General features: G+C 46.7%; 18 protein-coding genes. 10 read left to right on the top strand and 8 right to left on the bottom strand.

Annotated elements, in window-relative coordinates; translation table 11 throughout:
- The coding region (locus tag PJF56_RS02520) for an RNA-guided endonuclease InsQ/TnpB family protein (protein WP_283761063.1) at positions 1 to 777 on the bottom strand (777 nt) is incomplete at its 3' end.
- Positions 778 to 916: 139 nt separating this feature from the next.
- Between PJF56_RS02520 and PJF56_RS02515 the strand changes: the two genes are divergently transcribed.
- Both PJF56_RS02515 and PJF56_RS02510 read left to right on the top strand, forming a co-directional pair.
- Positions 917 to 2,125, top strand: coding sequence for a tetratricopeptide repeat protein (locus PJF56_RS02515; RefSeq protein ID WP_283761062.1), 1,209 nt, complete (start codon positions 917 to 919; stop codon positions 2,123 to 2,125).
- Complete coding sequence (locus PJF56_RS02510) at positions 2,118 to 3,389, top strand: uracil-xanthine permease family protein (RefSeq protein ID WP_283761061.1); 1,272 nt, start codon at positions 2,118 to 2,120, stop codon at positions 3,387 to 3,389. The genes PJF56_RS02515 and PJF56_RS02510 overlap by 8 nt, the downstream gene beginning before the upstream one ends.
- Before the next feature lie 32 nt (positions 3,390 to 3,421).
- Here the strand turns inward: PJF56_RS02510 and PJF56_RS02505 are convergent, their stop codons facing one another.
- Positions 3,422 to 4,603, bottom strand: coding sequence for a pyridoxal phosphate-dependent aminotransferase (locus tag PJF56_RS02505; protein ID WP_283761060.1), 1,182 nt, complete (start codon positions 4,601 to 4,603; stop codon positions 3,422 to 3,424).
- Positions 4,604 to 4,975: 372 nt separating this feature from the next.
- On the opposite strand from PJF56_RS02505, the gene PJF56_RS02500 reads away from it, so the two are divergent.
- Positions 4,976 to 6,829, top strand: coding sequence for a tetratricopeptide repeat protein (locus PJF56_RS02500; protein ID WP_283761059.1), 1,854 nt, complete (start codon positions 4,976 to 4,978; stop codon positions 6,827 to 6,829).
- A gap of 100 nt (positions 6,830 to 6,929) precedes the next feature.
- Here PJF56_RS02500 and PJF56_RS02495 read toward each other — a convergent pair whose 3' ends face one another.
- A complete protein-coding gene (locus PJF56_RS02495; RefSeq protein WP_283761058.1) occupies positions 6,930 to 7,469 on the bottom strand; it encodes a GIY-YIG nuclease family protein in 540 nt (179 codons plus the stop codon).
- A gap of 136 nt (positions 7,470 to 7,605) precedes the next feature.
- Between PJF56_RS02495 and PJF56_RS02490 the strand changes: the two genes are divergently transcribed.
- The 3 genes from PJF56_RS02490 (at position 7,606) to PJF56_RS02480 (ending at position 13,505) form a co-directional block, all read left to right on the top strand.
- A complete protein-coding gene (locus PJF56_RS02490; RefSeq protein WP_283761057.1) occupies positions 7,606 to 8,094 on the top strand; it encodes a GUN4 domain-containing protein in 489 nt (162 codons plus the stop codon).
- Between the two features lie 10 nt (positions 8,095 to 8,104).
- Entirely contained in the window at positions 8,105 to 10,612 is a 2,508-nt protein-coding gene (locus tag PJF56_RS02485) for a GH116 family glycosyl hydrolase (protein ID WP_283761056.1), read from the top strand.
- Positions 10,613 to 10,733: 121 nt separating this feature from the next.
- Complete coding sequence (locus tag PJF56_RS02480; RefSeq protein WP_283761055.1) at positions 10,734 to 13,505, top strand: zinc-dependent metalloprotease; 2,772 nt, start codon at positions 10,734 to 10,736, stop codon at positions 13,503 to 13,505.
- Between the two features lie 45 nt (positions 13,506 to 13,550).
- Here the strand turns inward: PJF56_RS02480 and PJF56_RS02475 are convergent, their stop codons facing one another.
- On the bottom strand, positions 13,551 to 14,375 hold the full coding sequence (locus PJF56_RS02475; protein ID WP_283761054.1) for a Cof-type HAD-IIB family hydrolase: 825 nt from the start codon (positions 14,373 to 14,375) through the stop codon (positions 13,551 to 13,553).
- A 14-nt stretch (positions 14,376 to 14,389) separates the two neighbouring features.
- Positions 14,390 to 15,988, bottom strand: a complete 1,599-nt coding sequence (locus PJF56_RS02470; protein ID WP_283761053.1) for an Hsp70 family protein — start codon at positions 15,986 to 15,988, stop codon at positions 14,390 to 14,392.
- A gap of 79 nt (positions 15,989 to 16,067) precedes the next feature.
- Between PJF56_RS02470 and PJF56_RS02465 the strand changes: the two genes are divergently transcribed.
- Positions 16,068 to 16,472 carry an NIL domain-containing protein gene (locus PJF56_RS02465; RefSeq protein ID WP_283761052.1) on the top strand — a complete coding sequence of 135 codons (405 nt, stop codon included), beginning with the start codon at positions 16,068 to 16,070 and terminating at the stop codon, positions 16,470 to 16,472.
- A 243-nt stretch (positions 16,473 to 16,715) separates the two neighbouring features.
- On the opposite strand, the gene PJF56_RS02460 is transcribed toward PJF56_RS02465, so the two are convergent.
- On the bottom strand, positions 16,716 to 16,931 hold the full coding sequence (locus PJF56_RS02460) for a hypothetical protein (protein WP_283761051.1): 216 nt from the start codon (positions 16,929 to 16,931) through the stop codon (positions 16,716 to 16,718).
- A gap of 263 nt (positions 16,932 to 17,194) precedes the next feature.
- Here PJF56_RS02460 and PJF56_RS02455 point away from each other — a divergent pair, with 263 nt between their 5' ends.
- On the top strand, positions 17,195 to 18,151 hold the full coding sequence (locus PJF56_RS02455; RefSeq protein ID WP_283761050.1) for an alpha-E domain-containing protein: 957 nt from the start codon (positions 17,195 to 17,197) through the stop codon (positions 18,149 to 18,151).
- Between the two features lie 24 nt (positions 18,152 to 18,175).
- On the top strand, positions 18,176 to 19,036 hold the full coding sequence (locus tag PJF56_RS02450) for a transglutaminase family protein (RefSeq protein WP_283761049.1): 861 nt from the start codon (positions 18,176 to 18,178) through the stop codon (positions 19,034 to 19,036).
- A gap of 1 nt (position 19,037) precedes the next feature.
- Here PJF56_RS02450 and PJF56_RS02445 read toward each other — a convergent pair whose 3' ends face one another.
- A complete protein-coding gene (locus PJF56_RS02445; RefSeq protein ID WP_283761048.1) occupies positions 19,038 to 19,805 on the bottom strand; it encodes a proteasome-type protease in 768 nt (255 codons plus the stop codon).
- Between the two features lie 98 nt (positions 19,806 to 19,903).
- On the opposite strand from PJF56_RS02445, the gene PJF56_RS02440 reads away from it, so the two are divergent.
- Positions 19,904 to 20,566, top strand: a complete 663-nt coding sequence (locus tag PJF56_RS02440; protein WP_283761047.1) for a PEP-CTERM sorting domain-containing protein — start codon at positions 19,904 to 19,906, stop codon at positions 20,564 to 20,566.
- A 32-nt stretch (positions 20,567 to 20,598) separates the two neighbouring features.
- On the opposite strand, the gene PJF56_RS02435 is transcribed toward PJF56_RS02440, so the two are convergent.
- Entirely contained in the window at positions 20,599 to 21,549 is a 951-nt protein-coding gene (locus PJF56_RS02435) for an RpnC/YadD family protein (protein WP_283761046.1), read from the bottom strand.
- Positions 21,550 to 21,556: the final 7 nt, after the last annotated feature.

Raw genomic sequence — 21,556 nt, 5'->3', positions numbered from 1 at the left:
CACCAGTTGAGTCGTAAGCTTATGTAAATGGTCAGTTCGGGTATCGGTTATTTTTTTGTGAACTCTAGCCAGCTTTACTCTGGCCTTATATCTATTGTTCGACCCTTTCTGTTTTCTCGATAAGTTTTTCTGAAGTCTCCTCAACCTACGGTAGTGTTTCTTTAGAGGTTTAGGATTAGTGACCTTGTTTCCCTCACTGGTCGTTAATAGGCTGCTAATTCCTAAGTCAATACCGACTGCTTTATCGTTGACAGGCAAGGGTTTAATGGTGGGGTCATCAAATCTAATGGAAATATGCCAACGTCCTGACGGATGGAGTTTTACGGTTACAGAACTGGGCACACAACCGGATGGGATTTGACGAGACCAGCGAATGGCTAAGGGTTCTTTACATTTGGCTAAATAGATTTTACCGTCTTTGAATTTGAATGCGGATTTGGTAAACTCAGCACTACCCCCTTTGTGTTTTTTCTTGAATGTTGGATATTTGGCACGCTGGGAAAAAAAGTTAGTAAATGCGGTTTGTAGATGCCTCAACCCTTGTTGCAAGGGGACACAACTGACTTCGTTTAAGAAATCTAACTCTTCTTGTTTTTTCCAGGCAGTCAACATTGAAGAGGTTTGAGCGTAATCTACTCTTTCTTGTCGTTCATACCAAGCCTGAGTTCTTTCATGGAGCGCTTTGTTGTAAACTAATCTTACACAACCCAAAGTCCGCCGCAATAGGGACTCTTGCTCTGAAGTTGGGTAAAATCGGTAGTTAAATGCTCTTTCCATGGGTGAGTCGAAGGATTTCTCACATTGTAGCACCTAAGATGTAATTGTGGTAGCCTATGCTTAGTAAAGCCGCCCTGAAAAGGCGGGGTTTCAGACCCAATTTTTCTGATGAAGGGGACATCAATACTCGGTGATAGCTATGTGGAAACGGTTTTGGCGGTCTTTGATCCAATGGATTCAGGGGTTATGGGGAAAGTTATTTGGCCATCAAGGGGAGTCAGTATCCCTCAAGAATAAGGAAGAGGAGCGCCAACCCCCCCTCGATCGTGCGGGGTATGAATTTGTATTTATGCAACTGTTGGAAGGAGTCTCAAGGGGATGGCAAGGGCCGCAGGTGCAGGAGTATTTGAGTCGATTGTCCGATCGCACCACGCCAGAAGGATGGCTCAATTGGTTAACTGAGTTTGGCGATCGCCTCTTAGAAAATCCGCTTCCCAATCACCAATTGGCTTCCCGGATGTTGAAGTTGGGGGAAATAGAGCTGGGGATGATTGGCCAAAAGTCAACCCAAGTGGGGCGATCGCTGTTGCAAAAAACCTTTACCCCCGAAACTCTCCAACCGATGACAACTGAGGCTCAGGAGCTATTTTATCAAGGCAATGCTTTGTATGAAAAAAAACAGTATAATCAGGCCTTGTCACTTTGGGATCAAGCATTGGCAGTCAAGCCTGATTTTTATCAAGTTTGGACGAATCGCGGCGTAGCCCTCAATCAACTGAAACGATATGAAGAGGCATTAGGCAGTTACGATCAGGCTTTGGCAATTAAGTCAGATTATGATATGGCCTGGAGTAATCGGGGAGTGGCCCTGAGAAATTTAGGGCGCTATCAGGAAGCATTGGACAGTTATGAACAGGCCCTCAAGCTACAACCGAATGCGTTCGATCCTTGGCTGAATCGGGGAACAGTCTTAAGTGGATTTGACCGGTTTGAGGAAGCCCTGCAAAGTTTTCAGAAGGCGACAGAAATTCGCCCAGAAGCGTTTCAAGGGTGGGTCGGACAAGCGCGAATCTTAACGGATCTTCAACGCTATGAGGAGGCGATCGCCGCTTGGGATGAGGTCATTGCTCGCAAGGAGATGTTAGCAGATGCTTGGCAAAAGAAGGCACTTTCTTTGTATGCACTAGAACGCTATGAAGAAACCATTACCTGTTGCGAGCGAGCGTTGCAATTAGAACCGGAACATCTAGAAACCATTTCCTATTGGAGCAAGGCCCAAGCCCGATTAAGTGGTTTAGCCGCCCAAGAACAGGAGAACCAGAACCCAGAACAACCGTTAGAATCAGAACCCGAATCAGAACCCGAAGGAAACAGCAGCGAGTCTTCAGGAGCAAACACGGATGACTGAACCCCCTAATCCTAACCCGGAAGTTCAAAAAACACAGATGGATCGCACCGCCTATCACTTCAGTTGGCGCTATTTTCCCCTCGGCGCTCAAATCCTCTGTATTGCCTTTGGAGCCTTAGTTTTAGTCCCCATTTTAACCGGATTAAACCCCAATGTTGCCCTATTGACCGCCGGTTTAGGAACCCTGGTTTTTCAATGGGTAACGGGAGGCAAAGTACCGGTTTTTCTTGCCTCCTCCTTTGCCTTTATTGCCCCCATTCAACTGGGGGTAGAAAAATATGGTTTAGCTGAAACCTTATCGGGATTAATGGCTGCGGGTATCGTCTATTTACTCTTGAGTATATTAATTGTATGGCGTGGTTCCGGTTTTTTACTGCGGCTGTTACCTCCCGTGGTTACGGGGCCGGTGATTATGGTGATTGGTTTATCCCTTGCCCCCATTGCCATTGGTATGGCATCGAATGCAGGGGAAGGATACAGCGAAGGAGCTGCTCTAGCGGTTTCTGGCAGTGCCTTACTCGCTACATTATTAACCGTCTTATTCAGTCGGGGATGGTTGAAATTAGTGCCCATTTTAGTGGGTTTACTCGTCGGTTATCTGGTGGCTTTTCCCTTCGGCATGGTCGATTTAACGGCGATCGCCCAAGCTCCCTGGTTTGCACTGCCCCAATGTACCCTACCCAAGTTCCATTTACCCTCCATTCTCTTTATTGTTCCCGTGGCGATCGCCCCTGCCATTGAGCATTTTGGCGATATCCTCACCATTAGCGCAGTCGCTCAAAAAGACTACTTGCGAGACCCCGGTATCCATCGCACCCTCCTCGGAGATGGTTTAGCCACCAGTATAGCAGCCTGTTTCGGCGGCCCCCCCAATACCACCTACTCCGAAGTTACCGGAGCCGTTGCCCTGATTAAAATCTTTAATCCCGGAATCATGACTTGGGCCGCAATTTTGGCAATTTTACTGGCTTTTGTGGGTAAACTAGGAGCCTTTTTACGTTCCATTCCCGTACCCGCCATGGGGGGAATTCTGGTGATTTTGTTCGGTACAATTATCGTTGTGGGGATGAATAGCTTAGTACGCTCTGGAGAGGATTTAATCAAACCTCGCAATTTAATTATTGTAGCCATTATCCTAGTGTTTGGAGTCGGCGGACTGAGCCTCAAAGCCGGAGAATTTGCCCTAGAAGGGATTGGTTTATCCGGTATTTTTGGCGTGTTGCTCAATTGGCTCTTACCCGAATCTCCCGAACATTCTAGTTAACCCATTACTCATGACTCATGACTCATGACTCATTACCAGCGCGGAGCGCTCTCAAGGGCAGCTACGGCTTCCCCAATCCGTTCTACAGCACGCTGGAGTTGCTCTAAAGAAGTAGCATAGGAGAGACGTAAATAGCCTTCCCCATAATCTCCAAATGCAGTTCCCGGTAAGAGAGCAACCCCAGCTTGATTGAGCAAATAATCCGCTAAACCTTGACTGTTTAAGGGCAGTTCTTTGATATTCGGAAACACATAAAATGCACCGGGTGGGGTAAGGCAGTGGATACCGGGAATTTGATTGAGTCCAGCCACGAGAATTTCTCGGCGATGTTGGAAAGCTTTGACCATTTCTTGTACAGAATCTTGGGAACCTTGCAGAGCTGCGATACCAGCTTTTTGGATAAAGGTACAGGTACAGGAATTGGAGTTGAGCATTAATAATTCTAAGGCGCTGATTAAATGTTGGGGAATCACGCCATACCCTAAACGCCATCCCGTCATGGAATAGGTTTTAGAAAAGCCATCGACTAATAGGGTTCGATCGTCCATTCCCGGTAAACTGAGCAAACTATGGTGAGGAAAGTCATACAACAGGCGAGAATAGATTTCGTCAGCAAGGATATAAAAATTATGTTTCAGGGCTAAATTAGCGATCGCCTCTAAATCAGCTAAAGGTAAAAATCCTCCGGTAGGATTATGGGGAGAATTGAGAATCAATAGCTTAGTTTTGTCGGAAATCAGCCCCTCCAAGTCTTCCACGCGAAAGCTAAATTCCCGCTCTTCCACTAAAGGTAAGGGAATAGGACGACCTTGGGCAAACTGAATCACGGAGCGATAGGTAGGAAAACCGGGATCGGGATAGATGACTTCATCCCCAGGATTAACCACTGCCAGAATACCGAAAAAGAGTAGGGGTTTGGCTCCTGGAGTAACGATAATGCGATCGCCCCCAACGTCAATTTTCCGAGTTGCACTAATATGAGTGGCGATCGCCTCCCGCAGTTCAGGCAACCCTAACGTTAAACTATAGCCAGTATAGCCCTGGGCGATCGCCTCAGTTGCCGCTTCGCAAATATGAGCGGGTGTAGAAAAGTCCGGTTGACCAATTTCTAAATGAACAATATCGCGCCCTTGCGCTTCTAAGGCTTTCGCTTTCCCCAAAACCTCAAACGCAGATTCTGATAACAATCCCCCGATGCGCTCCGCTTGATTCATCAATCGATCTCCTCTGAAAATGGTAATGGGTGTGGAATGGGGAATAGGCAATAGACAATTTCCCCGTGTCCCCGTGTCTCCGCGTCTCCGCGTCCCCGTGTCCCCGTGTCCCCGTGTCTCCGCGTCTCCGCGTCTCCGTGTCCCCGTGTCCCCGTGTCCCCGTGTCTCCGCGTCCCCGTGTCCCCGTGTCCCCGTGTCCCCGTGTCTCCGCGTCTCCGCGTCCCCGCGTCTCCGCGTCCCCGTGTCTCCGCGTCTCCGCGTCCCCATTTCCCCATCCCCCATCTCCCCATCCCAGATCATATCCTGATCTCGATCCAAAACTCCGTATCAAGGAATAGCGCATCGAGATGAATGGGAGTGGATGCTATGCGGATGTCAACCGTTGTCCTTGTTACATTAGCGGCCTTAATCGCGCCGGAATTTCGGTCTTCGTCTCATCTGAGCCAATCTCCAATTCAACCGATAGGAGATCCTGGAACAACCAAGAAACCAGATTTAGACCCCAAGTTTATTGATTCTATTGTCCAACAGGTGATGCCCGTTGCCCTCGCTTCGATCGCTCCTCCGGAAGTCGTTCCTCCGGTAACAGAATCTATCCATAAACCCTTCGATCGCACATCTTTATCTCAGGAAGAGATCCAGCACCTGAAAACCATGATTTCCCAGGTAGTTGATACCTCCATTGCTCAAGAAAATTTAGCCTTAGTCGGAGGGGAAGATCGCCTCCCGAAAATTGAAGGAACAATTACCGTCTTAAATTTATTGATGGTATCGATCGTCAGTATGCCCGTTATGGCAGTGATTTTATTTTGGTTCATTCGAGGTTGGATGGTTCAAGATTTAGTAAAAATGATCCACTCCCAACTAGAAGGATTTAGCGATTTAGACCGGGACTTAAAGGATTATCACTTAAAAGCCGATGATTGGATGGGCGAATTATACCGCCATCTCAATTTATATAAACAACATATTCGCGATGAGTTAACCACAGTTCACGAACAGTCCCAACAATCTCAAATTTCCCTAGAGGAACTGGAAAAAATCAAGCGGCAAATGATGCGCCAGTTTCAGGAAATGTTAGCGGAAGCCAAAGCAGAAAAAGAGAGTGTATTTCAAGAAATTTCCCAAACCCGTCCCTCCCAAATGCTGGAAGCTCTGCCCGTCAATTTGTCGTCTGAAGTGCCTAAATTTTCCCCTTCTCAGCTCAACCGGAGTGTGATTCCAGATTCACCACAGTCTGCACCTGCGGTGAATCCGGAAGAGTTGACAATGGAGGATTATGTAAGGCAAGCCAAACATTTAACAGAAGTTCATCGTTATGAGGATGCGATCGCAGCCTATCATAAAGCCCTGGAATGGTTTCCAGAGTCCTATGAAACTTGGTTAGAGATCGGAAAACTCTATCTCAAGCAACAAAATTACCATCGAGCCATGGAAGCCTATCAAAAAGCGATTGATATTGATGAAAATCGAGATGAGGCTTGGTATTATTTAGGGAATACTCTCAGTAAATCAGAACAGTATCTCCGCGCCCTAACCGCCTACGATCGCGCCCTTTCAATTCATCCGGGACGTTATGAAGCTTGGTATAATCAAAGTAGTATTTTAGCCAAGTTAGGGCGTTATTCAGAGGCAATCGATTCCTACGATCGCGCCTTAATTCTACATCCCCAAAGTTGGGAAGCTTGGTATCATCGCGGCAATTTATTGGGATGGATAGGAGAGTATGAAAAAGCTATTCTTTCCTATGATAAATCGGTCAATCTCAATTCTCAGCATAGCGATTCGTGGTATAAACAGGGTTTAGCCTTAGCAAAATTGAGTCGCTATCAGGAAGCCCTAGCCTGTTATGATATTGCTGTCTCCTTGGGTAAACAAGGAGAAGGGTTATGGCGCAATCGCGGGGTTACCCTGGAAGGCTTAAATCGATATGAGGAGGCGATCGCTTCCTATGAACAAGCTTTAGCTATTGAACCGCAAATGATAGATTTATGGTTAAGAATTGCCCATCTTTTAGATCACCTCAATCGCCCAGAAGAAGCCCTTAAAATCTACGATCATATCTTGTCGATTCAACCCAATCATCCTGAAGCGTTGAAACTCAAAGGCAATATTTTAGTTGAATTCCACCACTATCAAGAAGCGGTAGATTCCTTTAGTCAAGCTATTGAAGCTCAAAATAACTCTAATGGTACTCGTGTTCTGCAAGTTTCTACCCAATTTTAATTTCTGTTAAACCTTTTTTACAAATATAAAATAGTTGTCCCTGCCAAAAGCGTTTATAGTAGGGTGGACAAGGCCAGCCCTACCCATTAGAAACTCTATTTTATTTCAAGTCTAATAAGCCTTTTTCTTTTAACTTCGGATTAAATCGAAATGAATCCTGAATGTTTCGAGGCTCTAAACGCTCTAGGATTTCGGCTTGAACTCGGCGAGCGACATTTTTTAACAGCTTCATTTGCCCTAATTCATCACTCTTTTCATAGGTCTCCTTTTCCTCATCGGTCATCGACACTTTAGCATCGATGGGATCAGTCCATTGACTAAAGGCTTCCCCATTCCCTTGGGGAATCGAGTCATTTTCGGCTATCCAAGCTTCTTTTATTTGTTCTAAGTGGCTGCGGTTTGGCTTCTCAATAACATAGGCTTTAACCCAATAACAAGCTTGAGGCTGGCGCACCATATGTTGCTTCAGGCTCAAGTAAATATCCCGTGAATAATGAACCAGTTGCAGTATTTTGTTTTCGTCAAAAATCGCATAAACTCCAATTTGTTTAGAGAACTGTTCGGGAAATTTCCCCCGATCGTCAACATAGGGAATATAGTCTAAGTTCGCTAGGGGGGAGATGGTAAAGGGAGAAGACATAAAGAAATAAGGGTTAATCAGATTAAGCTTCTTATTTATATCATAGTGAGTTCACTGATTACAAGAGCAATCTATGCAACAAAAAAAGCGGACAACGATAGTATAAAATAAAAGTAAAAGCCAAGAAATTAAGCCAATGAAAACTCTGAACCCTCCTGAGTCTCTTTATAAGAAACTAGAGCATCTACTGGTGGCCCAACAGTGGGAAGAAGCGGACGAAGAAACGGGTAGGATACTCTTGCAGTTGAGCGATCGCATCTCGGAAGGCTATATTAACAAACGTCATGCCCTGGCTATCCCCTCCTCCGATCTGCAACAGATCGATCGCCTGTGGAGAGAACATAGCCACAATCATTTTGGTTTTTCGATCCAACAGCAGATCTGGAACCTCTGCCATCAAAACTATGCTGAGTTTGGGCAAAAAGTGGGGTGGCGATCGCATCAGCGATGCGGAGCATTATCGCAGGAAGTCTGGTTAAATTATGATCAACTAACCTTTAGCCTCCAAGCTCCCTTGGGGCACTTACCCGTAGCCAAACTGCTGATTCCCGTGGGGGATCGGCCCTGCTTCTCCTTTGTCCTCGGTACGTGGAGAATCGCCCTACTATCGCGCCGAGACTTGTAAAATAAATCCTATGACCCATCAACCCTTTCAATCCCAGATTCCTTCGTGTGCATGGCAACGCCCCCTCGGTTTAGGGTGGGACAACCCTTACACGGTGCGTTATGCGTCCAATTTAGATGATGGCCCTTGGCATGGAATGCCCCTCGGTGGCTTGGGTGCAGGGTGTATCGGGCGATCGCCCAGGGGAGAGTTTAACCTCTGGCATATTGATGGGGGAGAACATATCTTCAAAACCTTACCTGCGTGTCAATTTAGCGTCTTTGAACAAACCACAGACGGGCGCAGCAAAACCTATGCCCTCAGTACCCAACCCCCCACAGACGGAACCCTGAGCAGTTGGCAGTGGTATCCTCCCACCAGCGCCGTCCAACAAACCGGAACCTATAGCGCCCTCTATCCCCAAAGCTGGTATCACTACCAAGGGGTGTACCAGTCCCAACTGCTGTGCGAGCAATTTTCGCCCATTATTCCCCACAATTACCAAGAAACCAGCTATCCCCTAGGCATCTTTGAATGGACAGCCCATAACCCTACGGATAAGCCCCTAACTCTGAGCATTATGCTCACCTGGGAAAATACGGTGGGTTGGTTTACCAATGCCATTAAAACCCCTCAAGTTAGGGTTCGGGATGATGGGTCGCCGGTTTATGAGTATCAACCCCGATGGGGAGAAAGCACTGATAATTATAACCGGTGGATTGAAAATAACTTTCGGGTGGGATGTTTAATGAGTCGCCTCAGTACCCATGAGATCCCGGAAGAGGGGGAGGGACAATGGGCGATCGCCACCATTGCTAACCCGGCCGTCGAAGTGTTTTACCATACCCGTTGGGACCCTACCAGTAGCGGGGAGGCGGTTTGGTCGCCCTTTGCTACCGATGGCTCCTTGTCGGACTCGGAAGACGAAACACCGGCTGCATCGGGGGAACGCCTCGCTTGTGCGATCGCCGTCCGCTTTACCCTCAGACCGGGGCGCACCCGCAAGATCCCCTTTATCCTGGCTTGGGATTTTCCCGTTACCCAGTTTGGCTATACCCAAGTGAAGAGTGACTTTTCTGGCCAACTGCCCTCAACTGGTGAAGAACCTGCCGGAAAACCGATCGGCTACTATCGCCGCTATACGGACTTTTTCGGGCGCAATGGCAAAAATGCCTGGTCAATGGTACGCACGGCGCTAAAACATTCGGATACCTGGAAAGAGGCGATCGCTGAATGGCGCAAACCCATTTTAGACGATCCAGGATTTCCCCAACCCCTGAAAATGGCCCTGTTTAATGAACTCTACCTGCTCGCCGACGGCGGAACCCTCTGGACAGCAGGCACAGAAAACGATCCCATCGGCCAATTTGGGGTACTCGAATGTTTAGACTATCGCTGGTATGAAAGCTTAGACGTGCGTTTGTATGGCGGTTTTGCTTTAACCCAATTGTGGCCGAAACTCGAAAAAGCAGTAATGTTAGCCTTCGCTCGCGCCATTCCCCAAGGAGACAATACCCCTAGAATCATTGGCTACAATCAAGCGCAAGCGGTGCGAAAAATTGCCAGTGCCACCCCCCACGATCTCGGCGCTCCTAATGAACATCCCTGGGCAAAAACCAATTACACCAGCTATCAAGACTGCAACCTCTGGAAAGACTTGGGCTGTGATTTTGTCTTGCAAGTGTATCGGTATTTTATCTGGACAGGATCGGCAGATCTGGAGTTTTTGCAAGACTGTTGGGGCGCAATTGTGGAAACCTTAGACTATCTGAAAACCTTCGATCGCGATGGGGATGGCATTCCCGAAAACTCAGGAGCGCCCGATCAAACCTTTGATGACTGGAAACTCAAGGGCATTAGCGCCTATTGTGGCGGATTATGGTTAGCAGCGCTCGAAGCGGCGATCGCGATCGGAAACCAACTCCAAGACGCTCAAACCTCCCCTTCTGCCGATCTTAAAGGGCAGATTGAACAATGGTCAACCTGGTTAACCCAGGCCAAACCTCTGTATCAAAAGACCCTTTGGAATGGAAGCTACTATAACCTTGATAGCGAAAGCGGATCGCAAGTAGTAATGGCCGATCAGCTCTGCGGTCAATTTTACACTCAGTTATTAAACTTACCGCCCATCGTGCCAGAAGACTGCACCCAGACCACCCTAGAAACCATCTACAATAGCTGTTTTACCCTCTTTAACCAGACCCAAAACCCGGATCGAGCCGCCCTCGGTGTAGCCAATGGTGTGAACCCCGATGGCTCGCCAGAAAACCCCAATGCCACCCATCCCCTGGAAATTTGGACAGGAATTAACTTCGGATTAGCAGCATTTATGTTACAACAGGGAATGAAAGGGGAAGCTTTTGCGATCGCCGAAGCCGTAGTCAATCAAATTTATACCCATGGGTTGCAATTTCGCACCCCAGAAGCCATTACTGCCGCCGGAACCTTCCGCGCCAGTCATTATCTGCGGGCGATGGCCATTTGGGGACTCTACCACGTTTCCGCAAGCGGACATGAATGGGTCATGGGTCATCAATAGGAGGCAAGAGGCAAAAGGCAAAAGGCAAAAGGCAAGAGGGTAAAATTGGATTTTTTCTGTTCCCTGTTCCCTTTTCCCCGTTCCCTGGATCGAAAATAATGCTCAAATGTTGGATTGGGGTATGAAAAGACTATATCGAATTGCCTGTTTAATTCTGGGATTTTTGGCAGTAACCATTTTGCCCAGTTGGGGGAATGTGGTAGATTTACCGGTTACGCCAAGGGTGCAAGTTGCCCAGACTCTGGAGTATCGGGTCAAAGCGGAAGAATCAGAAGAGGCTAAATCACCTAAATCTTTTGATGAGTTAATTGCTGAAACTCAGAAAGAAGATGGTGTATTTACGCTCTATAAAACCGAAAACAATGAGAAGCTCTATTTAGAAATTGCCCCCGAACAACTCAATCGGAATTTCTTATGCGTGATGACCCTATCGAGTGGCATTGGCGAAGGTTTTTTACTCAATGGAATGCCCATAGGGGAGATCTTATTTCAATTGCGCCATGTGCAAGACCGGGTGCAATTTGTGGTTCCTCAAACTAATTTTCGCACCGATCCCGGCGATCCCTTAGCGCGATCCCTCCAGGAAGGCTTTAGTGATTCAGTTCTCTATTCCTTAAAAATTGAAAGCATTCATCCCGAACGGAAATCCTTACTCATTAATGCAACCAATCTGGTGATGGGAGAAGAGGATCTCAGTGGCTTATCCACGTTTTTACCCTATCTCCTCAATGGAGCCTATTCAGTCTCTCCCGATAGTTCCTATATTACTGAAGCCGAAAATTTCCCCGAAAATCTGGAAATTGAAGCTCTATATGGGTTTAGGGGGGGAGGTTTCATGAGTTTGCCCAGCTTGCCCGATAGCCGCGCCTTTAATTTAGCCGTGCATTATAGTTTTTCTCCATTGCCGACGGGTAACTATCGGCCTCGGTTAGCGGATGAGCGCGTGGGTTATTTCTTAACAGCTTATAAAGACTTTGGCAATAGCGATCGCCGCGACCCCTTTGTGCGCTACATCAATCGCTGGAATATCCAACCGGGAAAACCCTTAGTCTTTTGGATAGAAAATACCATTCCCTTGGAATATCGAGACGCGGTCAAAGAAGGGATTCTCATGTGGAATGAAGCCTTTGCCCAAGCGGGATTACCCCAGGCGATCGAAGTGCGACAAATGCCTGATGATGCGGACTGGACTCCGGCAGATATTCGCTACAATGTGGTGCGGTGGTCGAGTTCCTTTGAACCCATGTTTTATGGCATTGGGCCTTCCCGCACCAACCCCCTAACTGGGGAAATTTTGGATGCGGATATTTTGATTGATGCCAATGTGGTGCGGTTGATCAAAGGGCAATATCAAACCCTGGTTAATCCTGACGCAGGAGGGGGACAACAACAGAGTTTATTGCAAACCTTTTGCCAAGCCACCCTGGAAAACAGTTATTTACGGGGGGTTGACCTGTCGGACGAGTTGGAGGCGAAAAAGGATCGGCTCTCTGGGTTTCCTTTAGCCCAATCTCTGTTAGATCGGGATGTTTGCTTTGCCAACGAGTTTAACCGGCAATTGGCGATCGGGGCAACCTCCCTTTCTTTAGTACAAAATGTCTTGCCCAGTAGCCCAGAAATGGAAAATTATGTGCAACAATTCATCCGGTTTTTGGTTGCCCATGAAGTGGGTCATACCCTCGGATTGCGACATAATTTCCACGGCAGTACCCTCCTGAGTCCGGAAGAATTACAAAACCCAGAGATTACCCGCACTCTTGGCATGGTGGGGTCGGTAATGGATTATGTTTCCCCCAATTTAGCGCCCCCCGGAAAACCCCAAGGGGATTATTTCCCGATGAAATTAGGGCCCTATGATGTTTGGGCAATTGAGTATGGATATAAACCTTTAAATGCCATTTCTCCAGAAGCAGAATTGCGAGAATTGCGGCAAATTGCCCAACGAGCAGCCGAACCGGAATTAGCCTATGGTACGGATGAGGATTTTATCAGTGGTCTCGATCCGGCGGTGAATATTTTCGATCTCAGTAGCGATCCGCTTACCTATGCCCAATGGCAGTTTGAAAATGCCCAAGCCATGTGGTCTAGACTGAATCGGCGATCGCCAGCTCCGGGGGAAAGTTTCAGTGAAATGCGAGAATTGTTTGATACTGTATTTATCTACTATTTCCGTAATGCCATGAATTTGCCCCTCTATGTGGGAGGACAATCGTTTAATCGGCATTATGCAGGCGATCCCAATGGGGGACTGCCCTTTCAACCCCTCTCGGTTGAGAAGCAACGAGCGGCGTTAGCGGCGATAAATGAATATGTGTTTTCCGCAGAAGCGTTTGAGTTTTCACCCAACTTGCTGAACCAATTAGCCCCCTCTCGTTGGTCTCATTGGGGGGCATTCCCGGATTTGTTTGAGTTGGATTATCCGATTAGCGATCGCCTTCTCTTATTACAGAAGGTGGTGTTGCGCTCTCTCTTGTCTCCAACCCGTCTTTCCCGTCTGCAAGATCTGGAGCTAAAAACCGATGCTACGGAAGAAGTATTAAGGTTACCGGAACTGTTCGCGACTGTTCAAGAGAGCATTTGGACAGAAGTGATCGATGGAGACATCGCTAACCTATCGAGCATCCGTCGCGCTCTGCAACGGGAATATGTGTCAGTCTTGAGTAACATCAGCTTGCGACAAGTCAGGGTTCCCGAAGATGCCGTTACCCTAGCTTGGTACAATTTACGGGAATTAGAAGACCAAATTAACCATACCTTGCGCCGACGGGGAAGAGGCTTAGATACTTATACTAAGGCCCATTTAGAAAAAACCCGCGATCGCATTGCTAAGGTTCTCGATGCTCCCCTAGAGTCCAAGTCCATAGAAAAGGAATCACCGCCCAAAGCGCAGTAACAGGAGATGGGGTGATGGGGTGATAGGGAGATTACCTATTACCCATTACCAAAACTTACTTAAAGCAGTAACCACACCATCCTCCTCTATAGAGGGAGCGATCCAATTGGCAATCTTTTGAACTGGGGCAGGAGCATTACCCATAGCAATACCTATTCCGGCATACTTGAGCATTTCTAAATCATTAAAATTATCGCCGATCGCCATCACATTTTCCGGTTTTAACCCCAATAGAGTTTCTGCCAAGTATTGCACGGCAAATCCCTTATTGGCTAAGGGGTGGGTAATCTCGAAAAACGTGGGAGTAGATTTAGTAAAATGGAGTTGATCTTGAGTAAAGGTAGTGCATAAATCCGCCGAAAGCTTGTCAATTAACTCTAGATTCTCACTCAGGGCTAAAATTTTAGTCGGTTCTACGGTGAGGAGTTCTCTTAAATCTCCGACTACTCGCACGGGTGCGGAGGTACGCTCTAGATACTTGCGGGTATCTTCTCCCATGTCTCGGACACATAAACAATCATCAATATAGAAATGAATGGTGATTTTATCGCGATAGGGGGGTGTCTCTAAAACGTCAAGAATTTGCCCAGCCAAGGGAATAGGGACGGGAAAATGTTGGTGAACCGTATTAGTTTTGGGGTCTTGAATTAAGGCTCCATTGTAGCAAATGAGGGGCAACTGAGCGCCGATCGCCTCATAAAAGCGTAGAGCCGAGCAAAACATACGCCCTGTAGCCACTGCTACAGCGATTCCCTGATGTTTCACTTCGGCGATCGCCTCAATTACCGGTTGACGAACTTCATTCGAGATTCCCGCGATCGTACCATCAATATCGAGGACTAAAAGTTTTATATTTTGGCGATTACCCATTACCCATTACCCATTTAGCTTAATTGAACCACGACTTGATGATTGAGCAAAGTTTGATTGGTGAGCAAATCTTCCACGGTAATCCTTAAAAATCGCTCCCCATCGACTTCAAACAACACTCTAATGCGATCCGTTCCAGGAATACCGGGAGGATTCAAATTGGCGATAGTACGGGCACTTTCTGTATCATTCAGGGAAGTCACCGATCGCTTATCACCGCTCAAAATGCGAGTAATCAGGCGATCGCCATCAAAATAGATCTCTGTTCCCCCAGTTTCTGCACCCAACTCTCCCAAAACCAACTCAATTTTCGGTTGATTTTCTCCAGAAGCGCCTAACATCAACTCAATCGGTTTCGACATCGGATAGGGTTGTCCTTCTGGTATAATCGGATGCCAACTATGGGACTTCGTGCGGCGATTCCAATAGCGAATCCCATAACTATGGTAGAGAAAATCTTTCAACTCAATCCCTTGAACCAATTGCAGCGCACCTTGGGCGATCGCTTCAAAGGGTTTATCGCAGCGCACCCGTTTTTCATCAAAATAGCCCTTAATCCAATCTTGCACCGCCGGAATTTGACAAGTTCCCCCCACCAATAACACTGAATCTATTTGGGATTTATCCACCCCTTGACGGGTTGCCTGTTGCAGCACTTGAGCCATAATGGTATCAAGCTGACTAAAAAAATTACGGTCTTCTAAAATAGATTGAAACTGTTTGCGTGTGAGTTTCAGATCGTAGCTCTCTAAGGAATCCCGGTCAAAATAAACTTCTGTGGCTGTGGTACGAGACGATAACTGAATTTTCAATTTTTCTGCTAATCGGGTTAACGAGATAGATTGAATTAAGCCATACTGGGCAATCAATTCATCCGTAATCCAATGGTCTAAATCTGAACCACCTAAATTTAACCCCGCTTTTGCAATCACCCGCGCTGTTTTCACCTGTTGACTCGATTTTTCAGCAAAGGATTTTTCACCCCATTTGAGAACAAACCCTAGGGGACTCACTGTTTTAGTTTCACTTTTTACCCCATTCGGATTCAGTTGTACCAAAGAAAAATCTAAGGTTCCGCCGCCGAAGTCTACCACTAAAATTAAATCTCGATCTCCCACACCATAGCCTAATGCTGCGGCTGTGGGTTCATCAATAATTCTCACCTTATCCACTGACCAAGTTTGACACACTTGCCCTAACCAGTGACGATAGGTTTCAAAACTATCAACCGGCACAGTTACAATCAGGGATTCTTCCAGATTAATTTGCTTGAGTAAATTATTGAGAAACCAAGTGCCAATTTGTTCAAACTGAATCGTTACCCCATCGAGTTGGGGTAAAAACCCCTGAATCGGTGTGCCAATACCACGCTTAAAATGGCTAAAAAATCGCGTATCTTGAGCGAGATCGAGACCGCGATCGCGCACGGGTTGGCCGATAATGACTTCTCCTAACTCGGCATTTTCTACATAAACCAGACTGGGAATCAAGGGAGGATTAGGAGCCTGTTGCAAAGCATATCCAGGAACTTTGAGGGTTTCTGGGCTTTGAGTCACCGGATTCCAACGGGTAATAACCGTGTTAGACGTGCCAAAATCGATTGCGATCGCCATAAGATATGAAAAATGATACAGTTAAAAAAAATTGTTATCGGATATCAGCAGTCAAATTCTACCAAATTAGGGGGAAACAGTGAAAAAACGAGTCACCCTGACCTTTGCCCAGCGTTGGGTAAGAATGCCAGTTACCTACCGTTTAGCCAAGGATTTTAACGTTGCTGCCAATATTATTCGCGCTCAAGTGGCTCCTAATCAAGTGGGAAAGCTGGTGCTAGAACTCTCTGGAGATATCGATCAACTCGAAGATTGCATAGAATGGATGCGATCGCAGAATATCCAAGTCTCCCAAGCGACGAGCGAGATTGTTGTCAATGAAGAAACCTGTGTTGATTGTGGACTGTGTACCGGAGTTTGTCCGACTCAAGCTCTCACCCTCGATCCAGAGACTTTCAAGCTTACCTTTATGCGATCGCGCTGTGTCGTCTGCGAACAATGCATCCCCACTTGTCCGGTACAGGCTATTTCTACGACTCTTTGAAAGGATTTCAATATCAATTATGCCGAAACCTGCTATTATCAAGCCAGAAGAATCCTATACTTTTGCTGATTACTTAACGGGGTTTTCTGCAACTAGCTATCGAACTCATTGCCCTCGATCAATGGATTGAGTCCGATCAAACCGTTCTTTATGGTGCAATTTCCACCGGAAATATTTGGCAATTCGGTCAAGATCCTGAATAACTAACGATGACCTTGCCCTATAGGATAGGCTTATAGACCCCTAACTTGCTAGAGAGGTGGGAATTAAATCAATTTTACCTCGCTGTACAGCTCGCAACAAACGGTTAATCGACTTCCGTTCATGAGGTTGTAGTTGAGAATAGCTAGAAGCGAGTTGGAGAGTATGATAATCAGTAGAAGAGACTACACCGGTTGCACCTACTGCGCCAAAAATTTCGGAAATGCGGTCAGATAGCTTTTCAGTTGGAGATAACATAGTTTTGGTAATCAACTCATCTTATATCCCTATTGTTGCTCCTTTTGGTTAGACATGGGGTGACAACCCCCACACCAGGTTTGTGATTTAGGTTGGGTTTACTTGTGAGATGGGGATGGGGGAGTGGGGGAATGGGGGAATGAGGGAGATAGGGGGATGGGGAGCAATTTGGAGTTCTTGATTTCCGTTTACAACGAGCAGAATTTTACCCCAATCATCCGATAATACGGGAGTGAGGTTTTAACTGCTGTTTTAGGAAAGTTATGTTAAGTCGTGTAGCAGATTCAATCTATTGGCTCAATCGTTATGTGGAGCGGGCGGAAAACACAGCTCGGTTTATTGATGCGAATTTGACATTGATTTTGGATTCTCCCGTAGGAGTTGCCCATCAGTGGGAACCGTTGGTGATTACAACAGGCGATCGCCAGGTGTTTTGGGAGCGCTATGGTGAGGCAAGCAAGGAGAATGTGCGCCATTTCCTCACGTTTGATGCGAAAAACCCCAATTCGATTTTGTCTTGTTTGTGGATGGCTCGTGAGAATGCCCGATCGGTTCGAGAGGTCATTTCTTCGGAGATGTGGCAGCAAATTAATGAATTCTATTATATGGTCAAGGAGACTTCACCGGAGGGGTCAATGGTGGAGTTATCCGATTTTTATAATGAGGTTAAGCGCTGTAGCCATTTGTTTGCGGGCTTGATGGATGCCACCATGTCCCATAATGAGGGCTGGCATTTTGGCTTGATTGGCCGGTTGTTAGAACGAGCGGATAAGACTTCACGGATTTTAGATGTAAAGTATTTTATTTTGTTGCCTTCGGCTCAGGATGTGGGCACAACCCTAGATGAAATTCATTGGATTGCTTTATTAAAGTCTGCGAGTGCTTATGAGATGTATCGTAAACAGATGGATCGTCACCAAATTACCCCCATGGGAGTAGCCGGATTTTTGTTGCTCGATCGCGACTTTCCTCGTGCAGTGCGCTCCTGTCTGTTTCGCTCGGAGCAGTCCCTGCATAGAATTAATGGGACAGCACCAGGGACTTGGAGCGATCCGGCTGAACGGGCCTTGGGTCGTCTGCGATCGGAGTTGGAGTATATCACGATTGAGGATATTATTCAACAGGGATTACATGAATTCGTGGATAATTTACAACAACAGTTAAATGTTGTGGGTGAGGAGCTTTATCAAACCTATTTTTGTTTAGAGTCTGTGTGTTAACTCAAGAAGTGAAAAAGCTAAACCATGCGCTATAAAATTGTCCACACGACTCGTTATACTTATAGTGAGTTTGTAGCCCTGAGTCCCCATTGGTTGCGGTTGCGATCGCGATCGGATGGTCAGCAAACTCTGCATCACTTTCAGCTAGAGATTGACCCACCACCCACAGGTCGATCTTCTGTCCTGGATACGGATGGGAATGTGCTGGAAAAAATTTGGTTTGACCGTCAGGAACTCAAGGCCCTCAACATTACCGCAACGTCAGAAGTAGAAACCCATTGTACGAACCCGTTTAATTATCTCTTAGAGCCTTGGGCGATTCGGTTTCCGATTGATTATTCCTCTAGTCTACTGCCTCAGTTAACCCCCTATTTTGCCCCTAGAAGCTTACCGAGTCCAGTCGATCCGAGGGTCTATACTTGGGCGATGGAAATAGCCGATCGCGCTCAGTATCAAGTTACGTCGTTTCTGAGTGCCATCAATCAGGACATTTATGAACGGTGCGATTATTATATTCGCGATACGGGCGATCCTTTTCCTCCGGGCATTACGTGGGAGCAAAAAGGGGGCACTTGTCGAGATTATGCGGTCTTGTTTATGGAAGCATGTCGCGCTATGGGGTTAGCTGCAAGATTTGTCAGTGGCTATCAAGAAGGCGATCGCGATACGACAAACCGTCACCTCCATGCTTGGGCCGAGGTCTACCTTCCCGGAGCCGGGTGGCGGGGTTATGATCCCACCCTCGGCCTCGCGGTTAGTAATGGCCATATTGCCGTAGCAGCGAGTGCCATACCCCAAAATACGGCTCCGGTTTCTGGCAGACTGCGCCGCTCTCAGGTACAAAGTCAAATGGACTTTGATTTGGCGATCGCATTTTTAGATTAAATTAATCCGTGCTGAGATCGATTTCGTCTCCCTGGGCATAATATTCCCAATCAATATTGGGAATACTTTCTACAGCCTGATTCAGAGCCGCTTCCCAGGTTTTACGCAGTTTACCTAAATAGGGGTCTCTCAGGGGCAGCTCAAGCTGGTGGCGAATCACTAAACTATCGGTTTCGTACATGACCAGATTGATGGGCGGCCCCACGGAAATATTGGATTTCATGGTAGAATCGATAGACAAAATTGCCGCTTTCGCCGCCACATCTACCGGAGTGTCAAAGTGGAGGGTGCGATCGAGAATCGGTTTACCATACTTGGTTTCCCCAATTTGTAAAAATGGAGTTTCTGGAGTCGCTTGAATGGAATTCCCTTCGGTATAAACCAGATAAAGCTCCGGCTCTTCTCCCTGAATCTGTCCCCCCACTAAAAAGTTACAATGGTAGTCAATACCATCTTTTTCTAGCCAAGCTCGGTCTTGCTCTAGCAATTGTCGGACTTTGCTGCCAATATAGCGGGCAATTTCGTGAAACGTGGGTAGAGAATGTAAATTAACGTCCTGCTGCACTTTAATATCTTTCTTCAAACTAGCGATCACCGCCTGGGTAACCGAGAGGTTCCCCGAAGTACACAGGACAATCACTCGTTCTTCAGGTAAGGAGAAATCAAACAACTTGCGATAGGTGGAAATATAATCCACTCCGGCATTAGTTCGCGAGTCTGCCGCCATTACAAGCCCAGAACGGGTGATAATGCCAAGACAATAGGTCATAGAAGCCAGATAACAACACCTTACTGATTGTACGGAATTTAGGGAATCTAGTATGGCTGAGGTGTATCTTTACCTATTGAGTTAATCAGGGAAAGGGTATGAATGCCCTCAAAACTACTGCCTTAATCTTCACAGGTGCTTGCTTGGGTCTCTGTTTGACTGCCTCTAAAACGTCAGCGCTTCAATTTCACTTTCAATCTCCCGATGGTCGGACGAGTGCGGATCTTTCCTTCGATCCGGCTCGATTAATGCCAAAAGGGTCTTGGGGTTCAGTGACCGTTTATGAAACTTCTATGGAAGCACAGGTGATACAACCTGTTTATCCTTCTAATCTCTACTCTAGTTTTCCAGCTCTGATCGCTGAGTATACCAATTCTGTATGGGAGATCAAAACCACTTGGATTACTCATTGGTATTCACAACCCTTGTCTACAAGTTCTTGGCCACAACCGATTGTATTTGCTAATGCCTCTTTATCGATCCAGTTACGATGTGCCTTGGATTTAGGCTCTTGTGCGGGAACTTCTGGAACGATGAATATGTATGCTTCTAGCAGTCATTTATTGTTGTACGATGGCCCGATACAACTGACGAGTATTTCTGAGCCTTTAGCACCCATTCCCCAGCCTTCACCAACTCCAATACCAACTCCAACTCCAGTAACCACTCCAGAAAGTCCAACTTCAGTTCCTGAGCCTTCTACTGTATTCGGCTTGTTGTTGTTCGGGAGTTGGGGGTGGTTGAAGTATCGGAGAAGTTAAATTATAGAATGACGGTGAGTATCTCAACTCCCCTATTCTCTTTCCTTTGCAAATCGCTCTAATAGATCTTCGCGAGACAGTTGTAGCAACAGAGGAGTAAACTCTGCTGATGGCAGAGTTGCTATTTCCTCCACAATAGCTGCCAGTTCCTCATCTACTTCTTGAAAACGGACGCGCAAGATATCTGCTATCAACCGGAGGGTTGCTCGTTGTTCCCCCCGTTGTTCTCCCCGTTGTTCTCCCCGTTGTTCTCCCTGTTGTTCTCCCTCTTGTCGCCCTTCTTCACGCAGTTGGGCGATCGCCTCTTCATACAATTGAGTTAGAGTCACAATTAGCACCTCATCATCTCGATCGGCTTCTTGGTTTTGCCGCGTGGCTAAAATAGTTAAAAGATTATAGATCAATCTTATCACATTCCCTCGCCATCGGTTAGTTTGGGGTAGGCTCTGCAATTCTTGAATGGCTTGTTGTTGCACTGTTCCTCTGCCTAGAAGTCTTAACCATAAGGTTTCTGGAGTTCTCCGCAATTGATGGATAACGATGATGGCACTTTTATACAGATCGCCTAAATAATAGACTCCTGGAGGGCCGTTTTCTGCCTCCTTTGCACGAGCATTATCTAGCAAATTCTTGGATGCGGTTGGCGTTAATATCCACAGTCTAGGTAGATCGGTTTCCCTAAGTTTTCTGCTCTCTTGATCCCGTTCCCATTTGGCTTGCACCATGAATAATTTCAACAGACAAGTGCGAATCTCATTGGCGGTTATGGGATTACGAAAGGGTTCAAAGAGTGCTGGAGTCACTATCAGTTGTCCCAATAATCCGAGTTCCCTGACATCGAGATCGCAAGAGGAGGGAGTAAACCAAACATCGACCTCGCGCACTTCTGAGGCAATCTTTTTGCTGGTTTCTACTGTTCCGAACCGGGAGAGTAGTTCACTGAGGTAATCTTTGGCGAATTGATCGTGAATGAATCGAGTCACAATAGGC

Origin of the sequence: Roseofilum halophilum BLCC-M91 (genome assembly GCF_030068445.1) — a bacterium.
Taxonomy (GTDB): Bacteria; Cyanobacteriota; Cyanobacteriia; order Cyanobacteriales; family Desertifilaceae; genus Roseofilum; species Roseofilum halophilum.
The sequence above is the reverse complement of the archived record's forward strand: the minus strand, read 5'-3'. Positions and strand labels throughout refer to the sequence as shown.

Excerpts from the sequence above, each read along its gene's own strand:
- PJF56_RS02505 (WP_283761060.1), bottom strand. The coding sequence starts at position 4,603 with ATGAATCAAGCGGAGCGCATCGGGGGATTGTTATCAGAATCTGCGTTT.
- PJF56_RS02480 (WP_283761055.1), top strand. The coding sequence starts at position 10,734 with ATGAAAAGACTATATCGAATTGCCTGTTTAATTCTGGGATTTTTGGCA.
- PJF56_RS02475 (WP_283761054.1), bottom strand. The coding sequence starts at position 14,375 with ATGGGTAATCGCCAAAATATAAAACTTTTAGTCCTCGATATTGATGGT.
- PJF56_RS02450 (WP_283761049.1), top strand. The coding sequence starts at position 18,176 with ATGCGCTATAAAATTGTCCACACGACTCGTTATACTTATAGTGAGTTT.
- PJF56_RS02460 (WP_283761051.1), bottom strand. The coding sequence starts at position 16,931 with ATGTTATCTCCAACTGAAAAGCTATCTGACCGCATTTCCGAAATTTTT.
- PJF56_RS02445 (WP_283761048.1), bottom strand. The coding sequence starts at position 19,805 with ATGACCTATTGTCTTGGCATTATCACCCGTTCTGGGCTTGTAATGGCG.
- PJF56_RS02440 (WP_283761047.1), top strand. The coding sequence starts at position 19,904 with ATGAATGCCCTCAAAACTACTGCCTTAATCTTCACAGGTGCTTGCTTG.
- PJF56_RS02510 (WP_283761061.1), top strand. The coding sequence starts at position 2,118 with ATGACTGAACCCCCTAATCCTAACCCGGAAGTTCAAAAAACACAGATG.
- PJF56_RS02495 (WP_283761058.1), bottom strand. The coding sequence starts at position 7,469 with ATGTCTTCTCCCTTTACCATCTCCCCCCTAGCGAACTTAGACTATATT.
- PJF56_RS02515 (WP_283761062.1), top strand. The coding sequence starts at position 917 with ATGTGGAAACGGTTTTGGCGGTCTTTGATCCAATGGATTCAGGGGTTA.
- PJF56_RS02470 (WP_283761053.1), bottom strand. The coding sequence starts at position 15,988 with ATGGCGATCGCAATCGATTTTGGCACGTCTAACACGGTTATTACCCGT.
- PJF56_RS02490 (WP_283761057.1), top strand. The coding sequence starts at position 7,606 with ATGAAAACTCTGAACCCTCCTGAGTCTCTTTATAAGAAACTAGAGCAT.
- PJF56_RS02455 (WP_283761050.1), top strand. The coding sequence starts at position 17,195 with ATGTTAAGTCGTGTAGCAGATTCAATCTATTGGCTCAATCGTTATGTG.
- PJF56_RS02500 (WP_283761059.1), top strand. The coding sequence starts at position 4,976 with ATGTCAACCGTTGTCCTTGTTACATTAGCGGCCTTAATCGCGCCGGAA.
- PJF56_RS02485 (WP_283761056.1), top strand. The coding sequence starts at position 8,105 with ATGACCCATCAACCCTTTCAATCCCAGATTCCTTCGTGTGCATGGCAA.